At 64.8% G+C, this 17,497-nt stretch carries 17 protein-coding genes and 1 pseudogene; 16 read left to right on the top strand and 2 right to left on the bottom strand.

Translation table 11 applies throughout. The annotated features are described in order from the left end of the window. Positions 1–36 precede the first annotated feature (36 nt). The 7 genes from QA642_RS11640 (at position 37) to QA642_RS11670 (ending at position 5,953) form a co-directional block, all read left to right on the top strand. A complete protein-coding gene (locus QA642_RS11640; protein WP_283084792.1) occupies positions 37–831 on the top strand; it encodes a thymidylate synthase in 795 nt (264 codons plus the stop codon). A 5-nt stretch (positions 832–836) separates the two neighbouring features. Then, a complete protein-coding gene (locus tag QA642_RS11645) occupies positions 837–1,322 on the top strand; it encodes a GNAT family N-acetyltransferase (RefSeq protein WP_283084793.1) in 486 nt (161 codons plus the stop codon). Next, on the top strand, positions 1,322–1,831 hold the full coding sequence (locus QA642_RS11650) for a dihydrofolate reductase (RefSeq protein ID WP_283084794.1): 510 nt from the start codon (positions 1,322–1,324) through the stop codon (positions 1,829–1,831). Before QA642_RS11645 ends, QA642_RS11650 begins: the two co-directional genes overlap by 1 nt. Before the next feature lie 159 nt (positions 1,832–1,990). Beyond that, positions 1,991–3,127 (top strand): FtsH protease activity modulator HflK, encoded by a 1,137-nt coding sequence (hflK, locus tag QA642_RS11655; protein ID WP_283084795.1) that lies wholly within the window; start codon positions 1,991–1,993, stop codon positions 3,125–3,127. Continuing rightward, positions 3,124–4,020, top strand: a complete 897-nt coding sequence (locus QA642_RS11660) for a protease modulator HflC (protein WP_283084796.1) — start codon at positions 3,124–3,126, stop codon at positions 4,018–4,020. The genes hflK and QA642_RS11660 overlap by 4 nt, the downstream gene beginning before the upstream one ends. Before the next feature lie 71 nt (positions 4,021–4,091). Then, positions 4,092–4,298 (top strand): DUF2065 domain-containing protein, encoded by a 207-nt coding sequence (locus QA642_RS11665; RefSeq protein WP_057747247.1) that lies wholly within the window; start codon positions 4,092–4,094, stop codon positions 4,296–4,298. Positions 4,299–4,456: 158 nt separating this feature from the next. After that, positions 4,457–5,953, top strand: a complete 1,497-nt coding sequence (locus QA642_RS11670) for a Do family serine endopeptidase (protein ID WP_283084797.1) — start codon at positions 4,457–4,459, stop codon at positions 5,951–5,953. A gap of 131 nt (positions 5,954–6,084) precedes the next feature. Here the strand turns inward: QA642_RS11670 and serB are convergent, their stop codons facing one another. Continuing rightward, positions 6,085–6,990 carry a phosphoserine phosphatase SerB gene (gene serB / locus QA642_RS11675; protein WP_283084798.1) on the bottom strand — a complete coding sequence of 302 codons (906 nt, stop codon included), beginning with the start codon at positions 6,988–6,990 and terminating at the stop codon, positions 6,085–6,087. A gap of 11 nt (positions 6,991–7,001) precedes the next feature. Here serB and miaA point away from each other — a divergent pair, with 11 nt between their 5' ends. From miaA to QA642_RS11720, 9 genes and pseudogenes are all read left to right on the top strand, one after another. Further along, the gene (gene miaA, locus QA642_RS11680) at positions 7,002–7,943 is read left to right on the top strand and encodes a tRNA (adenosine(37)-N6)-dimethylallyltransferase MiaA (protein WP_283084799.1); all 942 of its coding nucleotides are present in this window, start codon (positions 7,002–7,004) and stop codon (positions 7,941–7,943) included. Between the two features lie 494 nt (positions 7,944–8,437). Further along, positions 8,438–10,213 (top strand): acetolactate synthase 3 large subunit, encoded by a 1,776-nt coding sequence (locus QA642_RS11685; RefSeq protein ID WP_283084800.1) that lies wholly within the window; start codon positions 8,438–8,440, stop codon positions 10,211–10,213. Positions 10,214–10,367: 154 nt separating this feature from the next. Further along, entirely contained in the window at positions 10,368–11,321 is a 954-nt protein-coding gene (locus QA642_RS11690) for a threonine dehydratase (RefSeq protein WP_283084801.1), read from the top strand. Between the two features lie 148 nt (positions 11,322–11,469). After that, complete coding sequence (ilvN, locus tag QA642_RS11695; protein WP_283084802.1) at positions 11,470–12,012, top strand: acetolactate synthase small subunit; 543 nt, start codon at positions 11,470–11,472, stop codon at positions 12,010–12,012. Positions 12,013–12,015: 3 nt separating this feature from the next. Next, positions 12,016–12,725 (top strand): annotated as a pseudogene (locus tag QA642_RS11700) (class I SAM-dependent methyltransferase). A gap of 49 nt (positions 12,726–12,774) precedes the next feature. After that, on the top strand, positions 12,775–13,650 hold the full coding sequence (locus QA642_RS11705; RefSeq protein ID WP_283084803.1) for an EamA family transporter: 876 nt from the start codon (positions 12,775–12,777) through the stop codon (positions 13,648–13,650). Between the two features lie 7 nt (positions 13,651–13,657). Then, on the top strand, positions 13,658–14,260 hold the full coding sequence (locus QA642_RS11710; protein ID WP_283086858.1) for a LysE family translocator: 603 nt from the start codon (positions 13,658–13,660) through the stop codon (positions 14,258–14,260). 132 nt (positions 14,261–14,392) lie between these two features. Beyond that, positions 14,393–15,412, top strand: coding sequence for a ketol-acid reductoisomerase (gene ilvC, locus QA642_RS11715; protein WP_027560506.1), 1,020 nt, complete (start codon positions 14,393–14,395; stop codon positions 15,410–15,412). A gap of 514 nt (positions 15,413–15,926) precedes the next feature. Next, the gene (locus QA642_RS11720) at positions 15,927–16,775 is read left to right on the top strand and encodes an SDR family oxidoreductase (RefSeq protein WP_283084804.1); all 849 of its coding nucleotides are present in this window, start codon (positions 15,927–15,929) and stop codon (positions 16,773–16,775) included. A 10-nt stretch (positions 16,776–16,785) separates the two neighbouring features. Here QA642_RS11720 and QA642_RS11725 read toward each other — a convergent pair whose 3' ends face one another. After that, positions 16,786–17,406 (bottom strand): hypothetical protein, encoded by a 621-nt coding sequence (locus tag QA642_RS11725; RefSeq protein WP_283084805.1) that lies wholly within the window; start codon positions 17,404–17,406, stop codon positions 16,786–16,788. Positions 17,407–17,497 lie beyond the last annotated feature (91 nt).

Genomic DNA, 17,497 nt, shown 5'->3' on the forward strand with positions numbered 1-17,497 from the left:
GTTAAGTTCGCCGCCTCCCCAAAGGCTCTATCGCACATGCACCAATATCAGGACCTGCTCGAGCGGATTCTTTCAGACGGCGCCGAGAAGACCGACCGGACCGGCACCGGCACGCTGTCGGTGTTCGGCCATCAGATGCGCTTCAACCTGTCGGCCGGCTTCCCGATGCTGACCACCAAGCGGCTGCCGCTGAAGGCGATCGTGCATGAGCTGCTGTGGTTCCTGAAGGGCGACACCAACATCAAATACCTCAAGGACAACGGCGTCACCATCTGGGACGAATGGGCCGATGCCAACGGCGATCTCGGTCCGGTCTATGGCCATCAATGGCGTTCCTGGCCCACGGCCGACGGGCGCAGCATCGACCAGATCGCCAATGTCATCGACATGATCAAGCGGACCCCGGATTCGCGCCGGCTGATCGTCACCGCCTGGAATCCGGCCGACGTCGAGAAGATGGCGTTGCCGCCCTGCCACCTGCTGTTCCAGTTCTATGTCGCCAACGGCAAGCTATCGTGCCAGCTCTATCAGCGCTCGGCCGACGTGTTCCTCGGCGTGCCCTTCAACATCGCCTCCTACGCGCTGCTCACCATGATGATGGCGCAGGTCACGGGCCTGAAGCCCGGCGACTTCGTGCACTCGCTCGGCGACACCCACCTCTATTCCAATCATCTGGAGCAGGCGCGGCTTCAGCTCACGCGCGCGCCGCGCGCGCTGCCGGTGATGCGGATCAATCCTGACGTGAAGGATATCTTCTCCTTCCGCTATGAGGACTTTGAACTCGTCGGCTATGACCCGCATCCGCACATCAAGGCGGAAGTCGCGGTCTGACGCGGATGTCTCTCAACATCCGCCGCGCGCGCGCGGACGAGGCCGGGCTCGTTCTTGCCTTCATCCGCGAGCTTGCCGAATACGAGAAGCTCTCGCACGAGGTCGAAGCAACCGAAGAGATGATTGCTGACGCCCTGTTCGGCAGCGATCCGCGGCTTTACTGCGCGATTGCCGAGTGGAACAGCGAGCCGGTCGGCTTCGCGGTCTGGTTTACGAATTTCTCCACCTTTAGCGGCCGCCACGGCATCTATCTCGAAGATCTCTACGTGCGGCCGTCGCATCGGGGCAGGGGCCTCGGCGAGGCGCTGCTGGTCTATCTCGCCAAGGAATGCGTCGACAATGGCTGGTCGCGCCTGCAATGGGCGGTGCTCGACTGGAATGCGCCGTCGATCGCGTTCTACAAATCGCTCGGCGCGGTGATGATGGACGACTGGACGCTGTGCCGCGTCAGCGGTCCCGCCTTGAGGCGGCTTGCCGGGAGCTCCAACTGATGGAGATCTTCTTCGTCGTCGCGATTGCGGAGAACGGCGTCATCGGCGCGGGCAACGCGATCCCGTGGCGATTGAAATCCGACATGGCGCGCTTCAAGGCGCTCACCATCGGCAAGCCCGTGATCATGGGCCGCAAGACGTTCGAGTCGCTGCGCAGGCCGCTGCCGGGGCGTACCAACATCGTGATCACGCGCGATGCGGATTATCGCGCCGCGGGTGCCATCGTCACGACATCGGCGGCGGCTGCGGGCGACGTCGCGCGCGGCGATGCCCTGCGGCGTTCGGTCGCCGAGATCGTAATCATCGGCGGTGCCGAGATCTATCGGCAATGGCTCGATCGCGCCGATCGCCTCGAAATCACCGAGGTGCATGCGCGCCCCGACGGCGATACCCATTTCGACATCGACAAGGCGGAATGGGGCGAGGTGGCGCGTGTCCGCCATCCGGCCGGCCCTGATGACAGCGCCGACTACTCCTATGTGACATATCGTCGGCGGTCGTCCCATTAACCGCTTTCGCCAATGTTTACATTGACTTTTTCGTGCCCGAGCATAGCTCGGAAGACGGCGAGGGCTGCGTTGTAAGGGACCTGCCGGTCCCCTATAAAGCCGGACCGGACAATGCGGGCCGGGTTAGTTTTAGTCCCGGTCTGCCGAGGAGAGCGTCGAATGCCGTGGAAGAATCAGGGCGGTGGCCCTTGGGGCTCTGGTCCAAAAGGACCATGGGGCACGGGCCCGCAACCGGTCGGGCCGAGGCCGCCGGATCTGGAAGACCTTCTGCGGCGCGGCCAGGACCGTCTCCAGCAGATCATGCCGGGCGGTTATTTCTCCGGCATCGGCATCACGCTGATCATCCTGATCATCGTCGCGTTCTGGCTGCTGTCGGGCTTCTTCCGTGTGCAGTCCGAAGAGCTCGGCGTCGTGCTGCGCTTCGGCAAGCACGTTCGCACCGTGCAGCCGGGCCTGAACTATCATCTGCCCTATCCGATCGAGACCGTGCTGCTGCCGAAGGCATTGCGCGTCAACACCATCTCGATCGGCATGACGCTGATCGACGATCCGGCGCGGCGAGGCCGCTCCATTCGTGACGTGCCGGAAGAGAGCCTGATGCTGACCGGCGACGAGAACATCGTCGACGTCGACTTCACCGTGCTCTGGCGCATCAAGCCGGACGGCGTCGGTGACTTCCTCTTCAACATCCAGAATCCCGAAGGCACCGTGAAGGCGGTCGCCGAGAGCGCGATGCGCGAGGTGATCGGCCGATCGCAGATCCAGCCGATCCTGACCGGCGCGCGCAACGTTACCGAGCAGGGCGTGCAGGAACTGATCCAGAGGACCCTGGACGGTTACGGCTCCGGCATTCTCATCACCCAGGTGCAGATGCAGAAGGTCGACCCGCCGGGCGAGGTCATCGCTGCCTTCCGCGACGTGCAGGCGGCACGCGCCAATCTCGAGCAGCTGCAGAACGAAGCCCAGACCTACGCCAACCAGGTGGTGCCGCAGGCGCGCGGACGCGCGGCGCAGATCCTCCAGGCCGCCGAAGGCTACCGGGAGCAGGCGATCGCCGAGGCCAAGGGCCAGAGCGCGCGCTTCCTGAAGGTTTACGAGGAATACAAGAAGGCGCCCGACGTGACGCGTGAACGGATCTATCTGGAGACCATGGAGCGGGTGCTCGGCGGTGCGGACAAGCTCGTCTATGACGGCGGTCCGGGCGGCCAGGGCGTCGTGCCCTATCTGCCGCTGAACGAATTGACGACCAAGCGGCCGCCGACCAGCGGTCAGCAGTCGGGCGGAGGCAACCGATGAGGTCTCCGGTCACAGGTATCGTCACGCTGCTCGCACTCCTGCTCGTCGTGATCGTCGGCTACATGTCGTTGTTCACGGTGCAGCAGACCGAGCAGACCATCGTGCTGCAGTTTGGCCGGCCCGTCGACGTCGTCACCGCTCCCGGCCTGCACTTCAAGGCGCCGTGGAATTCGGTGATCAACATCGACAAGCGCATTCTCGACCTCGAGAACCCGTCGCAGGAAGCGATCGCGTCCGACCAGAAGCGGCTCGTGGTCGACGCCTTCGCGCGCTACCGCATCAAGGACGCGCTGCGCTTCTACCAGAGCGTCGGCTCGATCCAGGCCGCCAACATCCAGCTCACCACGCTCCTCAACGCGGCGCTGCGCCGCGTGCTCGGTGAGGTCACCTTCATCAACGTGGTCCGCGATGACCGCGAGAAGCTGATGCTGCGCATCCGCGATCAGCTCGATCGCGAGGCCGACGGCTACGGCATCCAGGTGGTCGACGTCCGGATCCGCCGCGCCGATCTGCCGGAGCAGAACAGCCAGGCGGTCTATCTGCGCATGAAGACCGAGCGCGAGCGCGAAGCCGCCGAGTTCCGCGCCCAGGGCGGCCAGAAGGCACAGGAGATCAAGTCGAAGGCCGATCGCGAGGCGACCGTCATTGTCGCGGAAGCCAATTCGCAGGCCGATCAGACCCGCGGTGCCGGCGATGCCGAGCGCAACCGCCTGTTCGCCGAGGCCTATAGCAAGGATGCCGACTTCTTCGCCTTCTACCGGTCAATGACCGCCTATGAGAACGGGCTGAAGTCGAGCGACACCCGCTTCCTGTTGCGGCCGGACTCGGATTTCTTCCGGTATTTCGGTAGCCCGTCCGGCAGGGCGGCGACCGAGACGCCGGCGAAGCCGTAAGCTAGACAAGGGGCGGCAAGTGTGCCGCCCTGCGTCCACACAAGAACAGCATAACGGAAGGTTCCAATCCGATGAGGTCCATTGCGTTCGCCGACTTCCTCATCGGCTTGGGCATCCTGTTCGTGCTGGAAGGCTTGATGTTCGCGGCAAGTCCGAACTGGATGCGCAAGGCCATGAAAAGCGCCATCGCCACGCCGGACAATATCCTGCGGGCGGTCGGGATCGGCTCGGCTGTGGCCGGTCTGATCCTGATCTGGGTTATGCGCCGCCCGATTTGAGCGTCACGACAACGCCAAAGTGAAGGCGAAGGACCGGTTTTCGCCGTATTATCCGGGTCCTGAGGCCCCGTTAAGCTCCGCGCTTGCGCGCTCCCCCCGTTCGAGCGCAGTCTTGGAACCGAATCCTTGGCGCCGAATCCTTTTCTCTGGAGAAACCAATGACCGCTGCCACCATTGCCCCAACCCGCTTGCGCTTAGGGCTGGCCGCGCTCGCCGTCAGTGCATTCAGCGCGTTCGGCACGCCGGCTCATGCGCGAGGACCGGAGGGCATTGCCGACGTCGCCGAGAAGGTGATCGACGCGGTCGTCAACATCTCGACCTCGCAGACCGTCGAGGCCAAGGGCGGCGCCAACACCATGCCGCAACTGCCGCCCGGCTCGCCCTTCGAGGAGTTCTTCGACGACTTCTTCAAGAACCGCAAAGGCCCCGGTGGTGGCAGCAAGGGCGGCGATAATGGCAGCGGGCCGCCGCGCAAGACCAACTCGCTCGGGTCCGGCTTCATCATCGACACGGCAGGCGTCGTCGTCACCAACAACCACGTCATTGCCGACGCCGACGAGATCAACGTCATCCTCAACGACGGCACCAAGATCAAGGCCGATCTGGTCGGCGTCGACAAGAAGACCGACCTTGCCGTGCTCAAGTTCAAGCCGCCGAAGCCGCTGGTCGCGGTGAAGTTCGGCGACAGCGACAAGCTGCGCCTCGGCGATTGGGTGGTCGCGATCGGCAATCCGTTCAGCCTGGGCGGCACGGTGACGGCCGGCATCGTCTCGGCCAAGAACCGCGACATCTCCTCGGGGCCCTATGACAGCTACATCCAGACCGACGCCGCCATCAACCGCGGCAATTCCGGCGGTCCGCTGTTCAACCTCGAAGGCGACGTCATCGGCGTCAACACCCTGATCATCTCGCCGTCCGGCGGCTCGATCGGCATCGGCTTCGCGGTGCCGTCGAAGACGGTCGCGGGTGTCGTCGACCAGCTCCGCCAGTTCGGCGAGCTGCGCCGCGGCTGGCTCGGAGTGCGCATCCAGGGCGTCACCGACGAGATCGCCGAGAGCCTCAACATCAAGCCCGCGCGCGGCGCGCTGGTGGCGGGCGTCGACGACAAGGGCCCGGCCAAGCCCGCCGGCATCGAGCCCGGCGACGTCGTGGTCAAGTTCGACGGCAAGGACGTCAAGGACCCCAAGGACCTCTCTCGCGTCGTCGCCGACACCGCGGTCGGCAAGGAGGTCGACGTCGTCATCATCCGCAAGGGCGAGGAGCAGACCAAGAAGGTCACGCTCGGCCGCTTGCAGGATCCCGACAAGGTGCAGGCCGCGGTGAAGACCGACGAGCCCCCGCCCGAGAAGCTGGTGACGCAGAAAGCGCTCGGCCTCGATCTCGCCGCGCTGAGCAAGGACCTGCGCTCGCGCTACAAGATCAAAGACAGCGTCAAGGGCGTGGTCGTCACCAATGTCGACGCCAATTCGGATGCGGCCGAGAAGCGCCTCTCCGCCGGCGACGTCATCGTCGAAGTCGCGCAGGAGGCCGTCTCCAGCGGCGCCGACATCCAGAAGCGCGTCGACCAGCTCAAGAAGGACGGCAAGAAGTCGGTGTTGTTGCTGGTCTCGAACGGTGACGGCGAATTGCGGTTCGTCGCGCTGAGCGTGCAGTAGTCGCCGCACAGTCTCGTAGGGTGGGCAAAGCGAAGCGTGCCCACCAACTTTCTTCCCTTGCATCAAGAGTGGTGGGCACGGCGCTGACGCGCTTTTGCCCACCCTACGGGTGCTTGGCGTGCAGCTAGAAGCTACGCTTCCACAAACTCGTCGCGCCGGTAGCCCTGCGCATACAGCAGCGCGGTGAGATCACCGTGATCGATCCGTGCCGCCGCAGCCGCGGCGACCGCCGGCTTGGCGTGATACGCAACGCCCAGGCCCGCCGCCTGGATCATCGCGAGGTCATTGGCACCGTCGCCGACCACGACGGAGTCGATGTCGTCGAGGTCGAACGATTCCATCAGATCCACCAGCGTCGCGAGTTTTGCCGCGCGGCCGAGGATCGGCTCCTTGACCTCGCCGGTGAACTTGCCGTCGCGCACGACGAGCTCGTTGGCGCGGTTCTCCTGGAAGCCGATCTTGGCGGCGACCGCGCTGGTGAACAGGGTGAAGCCGCCGGAGACCAGGCAGGTGTAGGCGCCATGTTTACGCATGGTCGCGACCAGCGCGCGGCCGCCTGGGGTCAGCGTGATGCGCTTATCCAGCACCTCGTCGACCACGCTGGCGGGAAGACCCTTCAGCAGCGCGACGCGTTCGCGCAGCGCCGGCTCGAACTCGATCTCGCCGCGCATCGCCCGTTCCGTGATGGCGGCGACATGGGCCTTCATCCCGACGAGATCGGCGAGCTCGTCGATGCATTCCTGGCCGATCATGGTGGAATCCATGTCGGCGAGAAAAAGTTTCTTGCGCCGGAAGCCGACAGGCTGCACCACGATGTCGATGGGCAGGTCGCCGCGCAGCTCGCGGAGCCGCTGCTCGATGGCGTGACGGTCGCCTTCGAGGTTATCCTGCGCGCCGAACGGAATATCGACCGCAACCCCGTCGAACAGCCAGTGCGCCGGTTGCGCCTTCGGCAGCACGGCGCGGGCGCCGTCGACGATGGTAGAGTCGAGCGCGGGATTGTCGGGGTGGCAGATCAGCGTGGCGACGAGGGACATTTGAGGTTTTCGTGAGCGAGGGGCATACGAGCAAGGCCGTGCTTATCGCAGGCCCGACCGCCAGCGGCAAGTCGGCGCTGGCGCTGGAGCTTGCCCTCAGCGCCGGCGGCACCGTCATCAATGCCGATTCCATGCAGGTCTACCGCGACCTCCGCATCATCACGGCACGCCCCACCCATGGCGAGGAGGCGCGCGCGCCGCACCGGCTCTACGGCCATGTCGATGCGGCCGTGAATTTCTCGGCCGGTGCCTGGGTGAGCGATGCAGCCAAGGCGCTCGAAGAGACGCAAGTGGAAGGCCGCCTGCCGATCTTCATCGGCGGCACCGGGCTCTATTTCAAGGCGCTGACGGCGGGCCTCTCCGTGGTGCCTCCGATCCCTGCTGATGTGCGCGAGGACGTGCGCGCCCGGCTGGAGCGGAACGGCGTCGAGGCGCTGCATGCGGAACTCGCGCGCCGCGATCCGCGTGCGGCCGAGCGATTGAACCTGCGCGACCGGACCCGGATCGCGCGCGCGCTCGAAGTGATCGAGGCGACCGGCCGCTCGTTGCTGGATTGGCACCATGAGGGCCAGCCGCCGCTCTTGCCCAGGGACAGTTATCGCGCGGTGTTCCTCGCGCCCGAGCGCGACGAGCTCTATGCCCGCATCGATGCGCGTTTCGACGCGATGCTGGGTGCCGGTGCGCTGAAGGAGGTCGAGCGACTGGCCGCCCGCCAGCTCGATCCGCTGCTCCCGGCGATGAAGGCCCATGGCGTGCCGGCGCTGATCCGGCATCTGCGCGGCGAGCTTAGCCTGGAGGACGCCGCCACGATCGGACGCGCCGACACCCGCCACTATGCGAAGCGGCAATTCACCTGGTTTCGGCATCAGCTCCCCGAATTCGAGTGGGTGAAGCTCGAGGAGGCGAGGGGATGGCTCGCCGCCGCCGTGAACGCGGCCCGGGACGAGAATTAAGAGACGGTCGTCGTTCCGGGGCGCGCGCAGTGCGAGCCCGGAACCCATAACCACAGGCGGTTATGTGGCCGCGGCTGCTGGCTACCGTCTCGTGCCCGATGTTGGCCTGGGGTTATGGATTCCGGGCTCGACGCTTCGCATCGCCCCGGAATGACGAGCGGGACTTGACGCGCTTTTGTGCTCGGGTTCCCGCATTTACCTCTCGCCGAACCCCGGGAACACCGCTACACTCCCTAAATCGCGCGGGAACGGCCGCTTTGCCTTGACATCCAGGCTTTGGCCGTTATGTTTCGCGCAACCTTTGGGAAGCCGGGCACCTGCCATGCGTAACATTATTACCAAACTCCTTATCGCCGTCGTACCCAGGCACACCGCCGGGGGTGGCTAGCTGCCATCCACAAGACAGGCGGTGTGCATGGGCCCTCTTCGGGGCCTTTTTTATTTCCCGAACCCAGAACGAAAGCCGCTGACAACAGCGCATCCGGAGCAAGCCAATGAGCGACAAGAGCCACGATCCGAACCAGATGACCGGCGCCGCGATGATCGTCCGCGCGCTCATCGATCACGGCGTGACCGACATCTTCGGCTATCCCGGCGGCGCGGTGCTTCCGATCTATGACGAGATCTTCCAGCAGAGCGAGGTCCAGCACATCCTGGTCCGCCACGAGCAGGGCGCGGGCCACGCCGCCGAGGGCTATGCGCGCTCGACCGGCAAGCCGGGCGTTGCGCTGGTGACCTCCGGCCCCGGCGCCACCAACATGGTGACGCCGCTGACCGACGCGTTGATGGACTCGATCCCGCTGGTCTGCATCTCCGGCCAGGTGCCGACGCATTTGATCGGCAACGACGCCTTCCAGGAATGCGACACGGTCGGCATCACGCGGCCCTGCACCAAGCACAACTGGCTGGTCCGCGACGTCAACGATCTCGCCAAGGTGCTGCACGAGGCGTTCTATGTCGCCACCTCGGGCCGTCCCGGCCCGGTGCTGGTCGACGTGCCCAAGGACGTGCAGTTCGCGACCGGCACCTATCATCCGCCGCGCAAATCCGACGTGCACCGCTCTTACGCCCCGCGCGTGAAGGGCGATGCGACGCAGATCCGGAAAGCCGTTTCGCTGCTCGCGAATGCCAAGCGTCCGGTGATCTACAGCGGCGGCGGCGTCATCAATTCCGGCCCGGAGGCCACCAAGCTCTTGCGCGAGCTGGTCGAAGTCACGGGCTTCCCGATCACCTCCACGCTGATGGGGCTCGGCGCCTATCCGGCCTCGGGCAAGAACTGGCTCGGCATGCTCGGCATGCACGGCACCTACGAGGCCAACATGACGATGCATGATTGCGACGTCATGCTGTGCGTCGGCGCGCGCTTCGACGACCGCATCACCGGCCGTGTCGATGCGTTCTCGCCCGGCTCGAAGAAGATCCACATCGACATCGATCCGTCCTCGATCAACAAGAACATCCGTGTCGACGTGCCGATCATCGGCGACTGCGGCAACGTGCTCGGCGACATCATCCAGGTGTTCAAGGCGGAGGCGAAGAAGCCGGACATCAAGTCGTGGTGGCAGCAGATCACGCAGTGGCGCGCCCGCAATTCGCTCTATTACAAGAAGAGCAACGACGTCATCCTGCCGCAGCACGCGATCCAGAGCCTGTTCGAGGCCACGCGCGGCAAGGACACCTACATCACGACCGAGGTCGGCCAGCACCAGATGTGGGCGGCGCAGTTCTACGGTTTCGAGGAGCCGCACCGCTGGATGACGTCGGGCGGGCTCGGCACCATGGGCTACGGCCTGCCGGCCGCGGTCGGCGTGCAGGTTGCCCATCCCGATAGCCTCGTCATCGACATCGCGGGCGATGCCTCGGTGCAGATGACGATGCAGGAGATGTCGACGGCAGTTCAGTACGAGCTGCCGATCAAGATCTTCATCCTCAACAACCAGTACATGGGCATGGTGCGGCAGTGGCAGCAGCTGCTGCACGGCAACCGGCTGTCGCATTCCTACTCGGAGGCGCTGCCGGACTTCGTCAAGCTCGCGGAGGCCTATGGCGCCGTCGGCCTGCAGGTGCACAAGCCCGCCGATCTCGAGGGCGCCATCAAGGAGATGATCTCGGTCAAGCGCCCGGTGCTGTTCGACTGCCGTGTCGCGGCTCTCGAAAACTGCTTCCCGATGATCCCCTCCGGCAAGGCGCATAACGAGATGCTGCTGCCCGAGCAGGCCAATGACGAGGCGACGGCGAAGGCGTTCGCCGGCGGCAAGGCGCTGGTGTGAGCGTGATGGTCACAAACTCCGCTGTCATCGCCCGGCTTGACCGGGCGATCCAGTACGCCGCGGCCTCTCGATCAATCTCAGGGGCCTCTGGAATACTGGATCCCCGCCTTCGCGGGGATGACAGCTGCGAGAGACGGTGGATGGAAGGCCTACGATGTTCGACCTGACGGAGCTCGAGCGCGCACATGCGATCGTGGGGCAGGCGGTGCCGGCGACGCCGGCGCGCGGCTGGCCGCTGCTCGCTGAGCGTCTCGGCACCGAGGTCATCGTCAAGCACGAAAACCATACGCCGATCGGCGCCTTCAAGGTGCGCGGCGGGCTGGTCTATCTCGACCGGCTGAAGCGCGAGCGGCCGAACACGCCAGGCATCATCTCGGCGACGCGCGGCAATCACGGCCAGAGTCTCGCATTCGCGGCGAGCCGACACGGCGTGCCCGCGGTGATCTACGTGCCATCAGGCAATTCGGTCGAGAAGAATCGGGCGATGAGGGCGTTCGGCGCCGAGCTGGTCGAGCACGGCGAGGATTTCCAGGCCGCCCGCGAGGAGGCCGAGCGCCGCGCGCAGTTCGCAGGGCTCCACATGGTGCCGTCGTTCCACCCGGACCTCGTGCTGGGCGTTGCGACCTACGCGCTCGAGCTGTTCCGCTCGGCGCCCGATCTCGACATCCTCTATGTGCCGATCGGGCAGGGCTCCGGCATCTGCGGCTGCATCATGGCGCGCGATCTGCTGGGCCTGAAGACCGAGATCGTCGGCGTGCAGTCGACGGAAGCGCCGTCCTATGCGCTGTCATTCGCGGCCGGCACGATCGTGACGACCGAGACGGCCAATACGCTCGCCGACGGCATGGCGACACGTATCCCTGACGAGGATGCGCTGGCGCTGATCCGCAAGGGCGCCTCGCGCATCGTGCAGGTCACCGACGACGAGGTCGCCGCCGCCATTCGCGCCTACTGGACCGACACGCATAATCTCGCCGAAGGCGCCGGCGCAGCCGCGCTCGCCGCGGCGTTGCAAGAAAAGAGCAAGCTGAAGGGCAAGCGCGTCGGTCTCGTGCTGTCCGGCGGCAATATCGATTTCGATCTGTTCAAGCGATGGGTGATCGCATGATGACGCGAGCGCTCGCCAAATACACCGCTGTCATCGTCCGGCTTGACCGGACGATCCAGTACGCCGCGGCTGTCGTGGGAATCTCGACGCCGGTGATTACTGGATGCCCCGCCTTCGCGGGGCATGACGAAGAACCAGGGGGACGACAATGAGCCAGCCTGCATCCGCTTACTTCATCGAGGACCGTCACGATCCCAACGAGACGCACACGCTCGCGGTGCTCGTGCAGAACGAGCCTGGCGTGCTCGCGCGCGTGATCGGCCTGTTCTCGGGGCGCGGCTACAACATCGAGAGCCTCACCGTCTCGGAGACCGAGGCCCAGAAGCACCTGTCGCGCATCACCATCGTCACGACGGGCACGCCGATGGTGATCGAGCAGATCAAGCACCAGCTCGACCGCATGATCCCGGTCTACCGCGTCGTCGACATGACCCAGACCAAGCGCTCGATCGAGCGTGAGCTGGCGATGGTCAAGGTGCGCGGGCAGGGTGAGCATCGGGTCGAGGCGCTGCGGCTCGCGGATGCGTTCCGCGCCCGCGTGATCGACGCCACTACCGAGAGCTTTGTGTTCGAGATCACAGGCAACACGGACAAGATCAATCAGTTTATCGACCTGATGCGCCCGCTCGGCCTTGTCGAGGTGTCGCGCACTGGCGTTGCCGCGATCGGTCGCGGGCCTGAAGGGATGTGAACCATGCTGGCGCGCGACTGGTATTACAACGAGCGGAACCGGATGGGGATCGAGCCCGCTGTGGCCTCGATCTACGACAACCATGACGATGCCGACCTGCGGGCGCGCGCCGCGCTGAAAATGCTCGGGGTGCAGCGCGGCTGGCGCGTCGCCGATATCGGCTGCGGCAACGGCGTGCTTGCCACCGAAGCCGCGCTGATGGGCGCCGAGGTCGACGCCATCGACATCTCGCCGGCGATGCTGGCGCTCGCCGAGATCTACGCCCGCGACCGCAAGGCGCCCGTGCGCACCCAGTCCGCCGGCTTGCTCAGCTTCGCCTACCGGCCGGAATCCTATGACCTCATCGTCAGCGAGTTCACGCTGCACCATCTGCCGGATTTCTGGAAGGCGGTGGCGATGTCGCGGATCTATCGTGCGCTCAAGCCCGGTGGCAGCTTCTATTTGCGCGACATCGTCTACGCCTCGATGCCCGATGCGATCGAGCGCGACGTCGAGCAATGGGCTGACTTCCACATCAAGAACCACGATTTTTCCCGCGGGGGCGTGGTGACGCATATGCGGGACGAGTATTCCACCTTCGGCTGGGTGATGGAGCGGATGCTGACCGATGTCGGCTTCACACTGGTCTCGGCCGATTACCACGCGCCGATGCACGGCACGTATCTGCTGCGGAAACCCAATTCTTCCACGTAAAGGCCGGCGAGCAAGGCTAGACCAGAACAAAAAACAGGGCTGCACGACAAGGCAGAACCGGAAACAACAATGAAGCCGGCCGACATCCTCATCGCCCTCCTGGTGGCGATCATCTGGGGGCTTGCCTTCGTGGCGAGCCGTATCGCGCTCGACGAGTTATCGCCGGAGCTGATGACGGCGATGCGTTTCACCATCGCCGCGGCGCCGTGCCTGTTCATTCCCAAACCGAAGGTCGCCTGGTCGCTGCTGATCGCGATCAGCTTCACGCTGTTCCTCGGCCAATTCCTGTCGCAGGCCTACGGCATCGCCCACGGCGTGCCGGTGGGGCTGACCTCCGTCGTCGTGCAGAGCCAGGCGCTATTCACCATCGGGCTCGCCGCGATCGTCTTCGGCGAGCGCCCGACGCCGCTACAGACGCTCGGCATTGTCATCGCCGCGGCCGGTCTTCTGATGATCTGTGGCACCGTCGGCTATGATTTCAGCGTCGGCGCATTCGCGGTGCTGATGATCTCGCCGGTCAGCTTTGCCGTCGGCAATCTGCTGCTGCGCGGCGCCCGCGGCGCGCCGATGTTCGATCTGTTCGCCTGGCTGTGCCTCGCCTCGGCCGTGCCGCTGTTCGCGCTGGCGCTGATCGCCAACGGGCCGGCGACGACCTGGGCCTCGCTGACGCACATGTCGCTGACGTCGGCCCTTTGCATGCTGATGCTCGGCGCCATCTCGACCAGCATCGCCTATTGGCTGTGGGGCCGCCTCTTGCGCGACTATCCGGCTGCACAAGTGGTGCCGTTCGCACTGCTGGTGCCGTTCGTCGGCTCCGCCGCCTCCAGCATCGTGTTCGGCGAACGGTTCGGCCCGCTGCGCCTCGCCGGCATGCTGACCGTGATCGGCGGCATCGCGGTGATGGTGCTGGCCAGGCGCCCGCAAGCGCTGCAGAAAACCGCGTGAGGTGATGATGACCTATTCGCTGTTCTACGCCTTCCTCGCCTTCATGGCCGTGATGTACTTCACGCCCGGGCCGAACAACATCATGCTGCTGTCGTCGGGCCTCACCTACGGCTTCCGCCGCACCATCCCGCACATCGTCGGCATCGTTCTCGGCTTTGCTTTCATGGTCGCCACCGTCGGCCTTGGGCTTGGCACCGTCTTCCTGGCCTATCCGATCCTCCAGACCATCCTGAAATATGCCGGCGCCGCCTACCTGATCTACCTCGCCGTCGTGATCGCCATGTCGGGTCCGGCCAAGCCGGGCGAGGAGGATGGTCGCGGCCCGATGACCTTCTGGGGCGCGGCCATGTTCCAGTGGATCAACGCCAAGGGCTGGGTGATCGTGATCGGCACCATCACCGCCTATGCGGCGATCGCCCAATTCCCCCTCAACATCGCGATCCAGACCCTGATCAGCCTGCTGGTCGGCACCGTCTCGACCGTGGTCTGGGCCTTGTTCGGCACTGCCCTGCGGCCCGTCCTGACCTCCGAGCGGCTGGTCCGCGCCTTCAATATCCTGATGGCAATCCTGCTGCTCGCCTCCCTCTACCCCGTTTTCATGGATGCATGATGTCGCGGATTTCCATGCAGAAACGGGTTTCCCTAAGGGGCCGAAATGCTCTAGACAGCCCCCGAAATCCGCAAATTTCACCCTTCGGACACTGACCATCGGCCGATTTCGGCCCGCAACGAGGAAACGACTATGCGTGTTTATTACGATCGCGACGCCGACCTGAACCTGATCAAGGGCAAGAAGGTCGCCATCGTCGGCTATGGCAGCCAGGGCCATGCCCATGCGCTCAACCTGAAGGACTCCGGCGTCAAGGAAGTCGCCATTGCGCTGCGCAAGGACTCGGGCTCGGTCAAGAAGGCGGAAGCCGCCGGCTTCAAGGTGATGGAAGTCGCCGAGGCCGCCAAATGGGCCGACCTCGTCATGATGCTGACCCCGGACGAGCTCCAGGGCGACATCTATCGTGACCACCTGCACGACAACATGAAGAAGGGCGCCGCCCTGGTGTTCGCGCACGGCCTCAACGTCCACTTCAACCTGCTCGACCCGCGCGCCGACCTCGACGTGCTGATGATCGCGCCGAAGGGCCCCGGCCACACCGTGCGCTCGGAGTATCAGCGCGGCGGCGGCGTGCCCTGCCTGATCGCGATCGCCAAGGACGTCTCGGGCAACGCCCATGACCTCGGCCTGTCCTACGCCTCCGCCGTCGGCGGCGGCCGCGCTGGCATCATCGAGACCACCTTCAAGGAAGAGTGCGAGACCGACCTGTTCGGCGAGCAGGTGGTTCTGTGCGGCGGTCTGGTCGAGCTGATCAAGGGCGGCTACGAGACCCTGGTCGAGGCCGGCTACGCCCCGGAGATGGCCTATTTCGAGTGCCTGCACGAAGTGAAGCTGATCGTCGACCTGATCTATGAAGGCGGCATCGCCAACATGAACTACTCGATCTCCAACACCGCCGAGTACGGCGAGTACGTCACCGGTCCGCGCATCATCACCGACGAGACCAAGAAGGAGATGCGGAAGGTTCTGGCGGACATCCAGGGCGGCAAGTTCGCCCGCGACTGGATGCTCGAGAACAAGGTCAACCAGACCTCGTTCAAGGCGACCCGCGCCAAGCTCGCCGCGCACCCGATCGAGGAAGTCGGCGCCAAGCTGCGCGACATGATGCCCTGGATCAAGAAGGGCGCGCTGGTCGACAAGTCGAAGAACTGAGCCGTCGTCGAGACGCGGCGCATCGCTTACGCCGCGTCGGACACGAGAGCGAAAACACAAGCTTCGCTCGCCAAACCAAATCTTAAACCTTCGCCACTACCTTGGAGCGAGATCGCAAATGGCGGTCTCGCTCTTCCATCTCGCGCGAAGCATTGCTGCTTCATTCAAATTCTTCGCGAGTTGAATTGCTCTCCGAGCAGCAAGAACTGACGCTTAAACCACATTCTTGATCTCGCGTCGCTTCTCAGAATTTCTTGGGACGTCCGCGATCGCCAAAAGCTCAGTGTCTTCAGAGTCAAAGATTCGGCTCTTCATTCACTGTCTCATCGCGCGCTTCGTCTCGCTGTGCGCCGTTCGCGTGCCACTTCATCCTAAGATTCCGCATCCGCTGCACCTTCTTGCGGCGCCTCGCTTGCGTGGAAAGCGCCGTCGCTGCGCGGCCTGAGACCCCCCGTCCATTGCGCTCGTGCGCCCTTCTCCTGCATGATCCCGGGAACTAGAGGGGGAGGGGACCATGCGATCCGTCGTCATCACCGGCGTGTCTACCGGCATCGGCTGGGCCGTTGCGAAATTCCTGATCGGCCGCGGCTATCGCGTTTTCGGCAGCGTTCGCAAGCAGGCCGATGCCGAGCGGCTCCAGGGTGAGTTCGGCCCAAACTTCACGGCGCTTCTGTTCGACGTCACCGACGAGGCAGCAGTCCTCGCTGCTGCGCGAAGAGTTCGCGAGGCGCTCGGCGGCGAGACCCTGGCCGGCCTCGTCAACAATGCCGGCGTCGCGGTCGCCGGCCCCGTGCTCGAATTGTCGGCGGATGATTTCCGCCGTCAGATGGACGTCAACGTCATCGGCCCCGTGATCGCGACGCAGGCTTTCGGGCCGCTGCTCGGCGCCGACCCGTCGCTGAAGGGACCAAAGGGGCGGATCGTAATGATCAGCTCGGTCGCCGGCAGGAACGGCAATCCGTTGTCGGCGCCTTACTGTACCTCCAAGCATGCCATCGAGGGATTGTCGGAAAGCCTCCGCCGCGAGCTGATGCTGTTCGGCATCGACGTCATCATCGTCGCCCCCGGTGCGGTCAAGACGCCGATCTGGAGCAAGGCGGAAGAGATCGATCTGTCCGTCTACCAGAACTCGCCCTATCTGCCGGCGCTGAACAAGGTCATGGCGTTCATGATGGAGCTCGGCGCTAAGGGTCTGCCGGCCGAGCGCATCGCCGAAATCGTGTTCGAGGCGCTGACCGCGGCAAGCCCCAAGGTGCGCTACCAGATCACGCCGGACCCGCTGCGCCATCTGATCGGCGCCGTGCTGCCGAAACGGACGCTCGATCGCATCATCGCCAAGCGGCTCGGGTTGCTGCCGCAGTGAGGCAGGCTCGTCAGCCCGCCGCCACGGTTTGCCCGCGCGGGCGCGCGGCCATTGCGATCAGCCGCAGCGCCATCACGACGAGCAGCGGAACGAGGAACGCGGCATAGAGCGGCATCGCCGGCACGCGCTTGCCGAACGACACCATGAACTGGAACCAGAGGTAATAGCCGCCGGCAAGGTGCAGCGCGCGCCAGGCGCGCGGCCCGATCAGCGCCGCGGTGCGGTCGAACGAGGTCGCGCTCATCGCGATGATGAAGCCATAGCCGATGCCGCCGAAGATGAAGGAGGCGGCTGAGGTGGCCTCGGCAAAGCCGGCCGGATCCATGCTGGCAAAGGCGACGATCGCGACCGCGTGGATGGCGTGAGAGGCGGCGAAGCTGAGGCCCAGATAACGGCGGTTGCGGCGCTGCCATCGCGTCCAGCCGTTGGGCCACAGCCGGGCCAAAGCCGCGGCGCTGAACGCGAGGCAGAACAGCAGCAGCGAGCTGCGCGCCGTGAAACGGATCACCATGCGCACGCCCTCGACCTCGAACTGCCGCATCGAGGCGATCCACAGGCTGAGCGCGATCAGACTCAGGGTGAATACGACGAGCAGCCGCCAGCCTTCGAACCAGCCTTGACGTCGTGACATGGCAATCTCCTCCGTTATGTAACCATCGATTACATTTCGCTGCCGCGAAGCCGTCAACGGTGTAATCGCTGCTTACATTCCCGTTCAGGTG

Origin of the sequence: Bradyrhizobium sp. CB2312 (assembly GCF_029714425.1) — a bacterium.
Taxonomy (GTDB): domain Bacteria; phylum Pseudomonadota; class Alphaproteobacteria; order Rhizobiales; family Xanthobacteraceae; genus Bradyrhizobium.

What these genes read in the sequence shown, in the direction of transcription:
- QA642_RS11640 (WP_283084792.1), top strand. Translation starts at nt 37, where the DNA reads ATGCACCAATATCAGGACCTGCTCGAGCGGATTCTTTCAGACGGCGCC.
- QA642_RS11645 (WP_283084793.1), top strand. Translation starts at nt 837, where the DNA reads ATGTCTCTCAACATCCGCCGCGCGCGCGCGGACGAGGCCGGGCTCGTT.
- QA642_RS11650 (WP_283084794.1), top strand. Translation starts at nt 1,322, where the DNA reads ATGGAGATCTTCTTCGTCGTCGCGATTGCGGAGAACGGCGTCATCGGC.
- hflK (WP_283084795.1), top strand. Translation starts at nt 1,991, where the DNA reads ATGCCGTGGAAGAATCAGGGCGGTGGCCCTTGGGGCTCTGGTCCAAAA.
- QA642_RS11660 (WP_283084796.1), top strand. Translation starts at nt 3,124, where the DNA reads ATGAGGTCTCCGGTCACAGGTATCGTCACGCTGCTCGCACTCCTGCTC.
- QA642_RS11665 (WP_057747247.1), top strand. Translation starts at nt 4,092, where the DNA reads ATGAGGTCCATTGCGTTCGCCGACTTCCTCATCGGCTTGGGCATCCTG.
- QA642_RS11670 (WP_283084797.1), top strand. Translation starts at nt 4,457, where the DNA reads ATGACCGCTGCCACCATTGCCCCAACCCGCTTGCGCTTAGGGCTGGCC.
- serB (WP_283084798.1), bottom strand. Translation starts at nt 6,990, where the DNA reads ATGTCCCTCGTCGCCACGCTGATCTGCCACCCCGACAATCCCGCGCTC.
- QA642_RS11685 (WP_283084800.1), top strand. Translation starts at nt 8,438, where the DNA reads ATGAGCGACAAGAGCCACGATCCGAACCAGATGACCGGCGCCGCGATG.
- QA642_RS11690 (WP_283084801.1), top strand. Translation starts at nt 10,368, where the DNA reads ATGTTCGACCTGACGGAGCTCGAGCGCGCACATGCGATCGTGGGGCAG.
- ilvN (WP_283084802.1), top strand. Translation starts at nt 11,470, where the DNA reads ATGAGCCAGCCTGCATCCGCTTACTTCATCGAGGACCGTCACGATCCC.
- QA642_RS11705 (WP_283084803.1), top strand. Translation starts at nt 12,775, where the DNA reads ATGAAGCCGGCCGACATCCTCATCGCCCTCCTGGTGGCGATCATCTGG.
- QA642_RS11710 (WP_283086858.1), top strand. Translation starts at nt 13,658, where the DNA reads ATGACCTATTCGCTGTTCTACGCCTTCCTCGCCTTCATGGCCGTGATG.
- ilvC (WP_027560506.1), top strand. Translation starts at nt 14,393, where the DNA reads ATGCGTGTTTATTACGATCGCGACGCCGACCTGAACCTGATCAAGGGC.
- QA642_RS11720 (WP_283084804.1), top strand. Translation starts at nt 15,927, where the DNA reads ATGCGATCCGTCGTCATCACCGGCGTGTCTACCGGCATCGGCTGGGCC.
- QA642_RS11725 (WP_283084805.1), bottom strand. Translation starts at nt 17,406, where the DNA reads ATGTCACGACGTCAAGGCTGGTTCGAAGGCTGGCGGCTGCTCGTCGTA.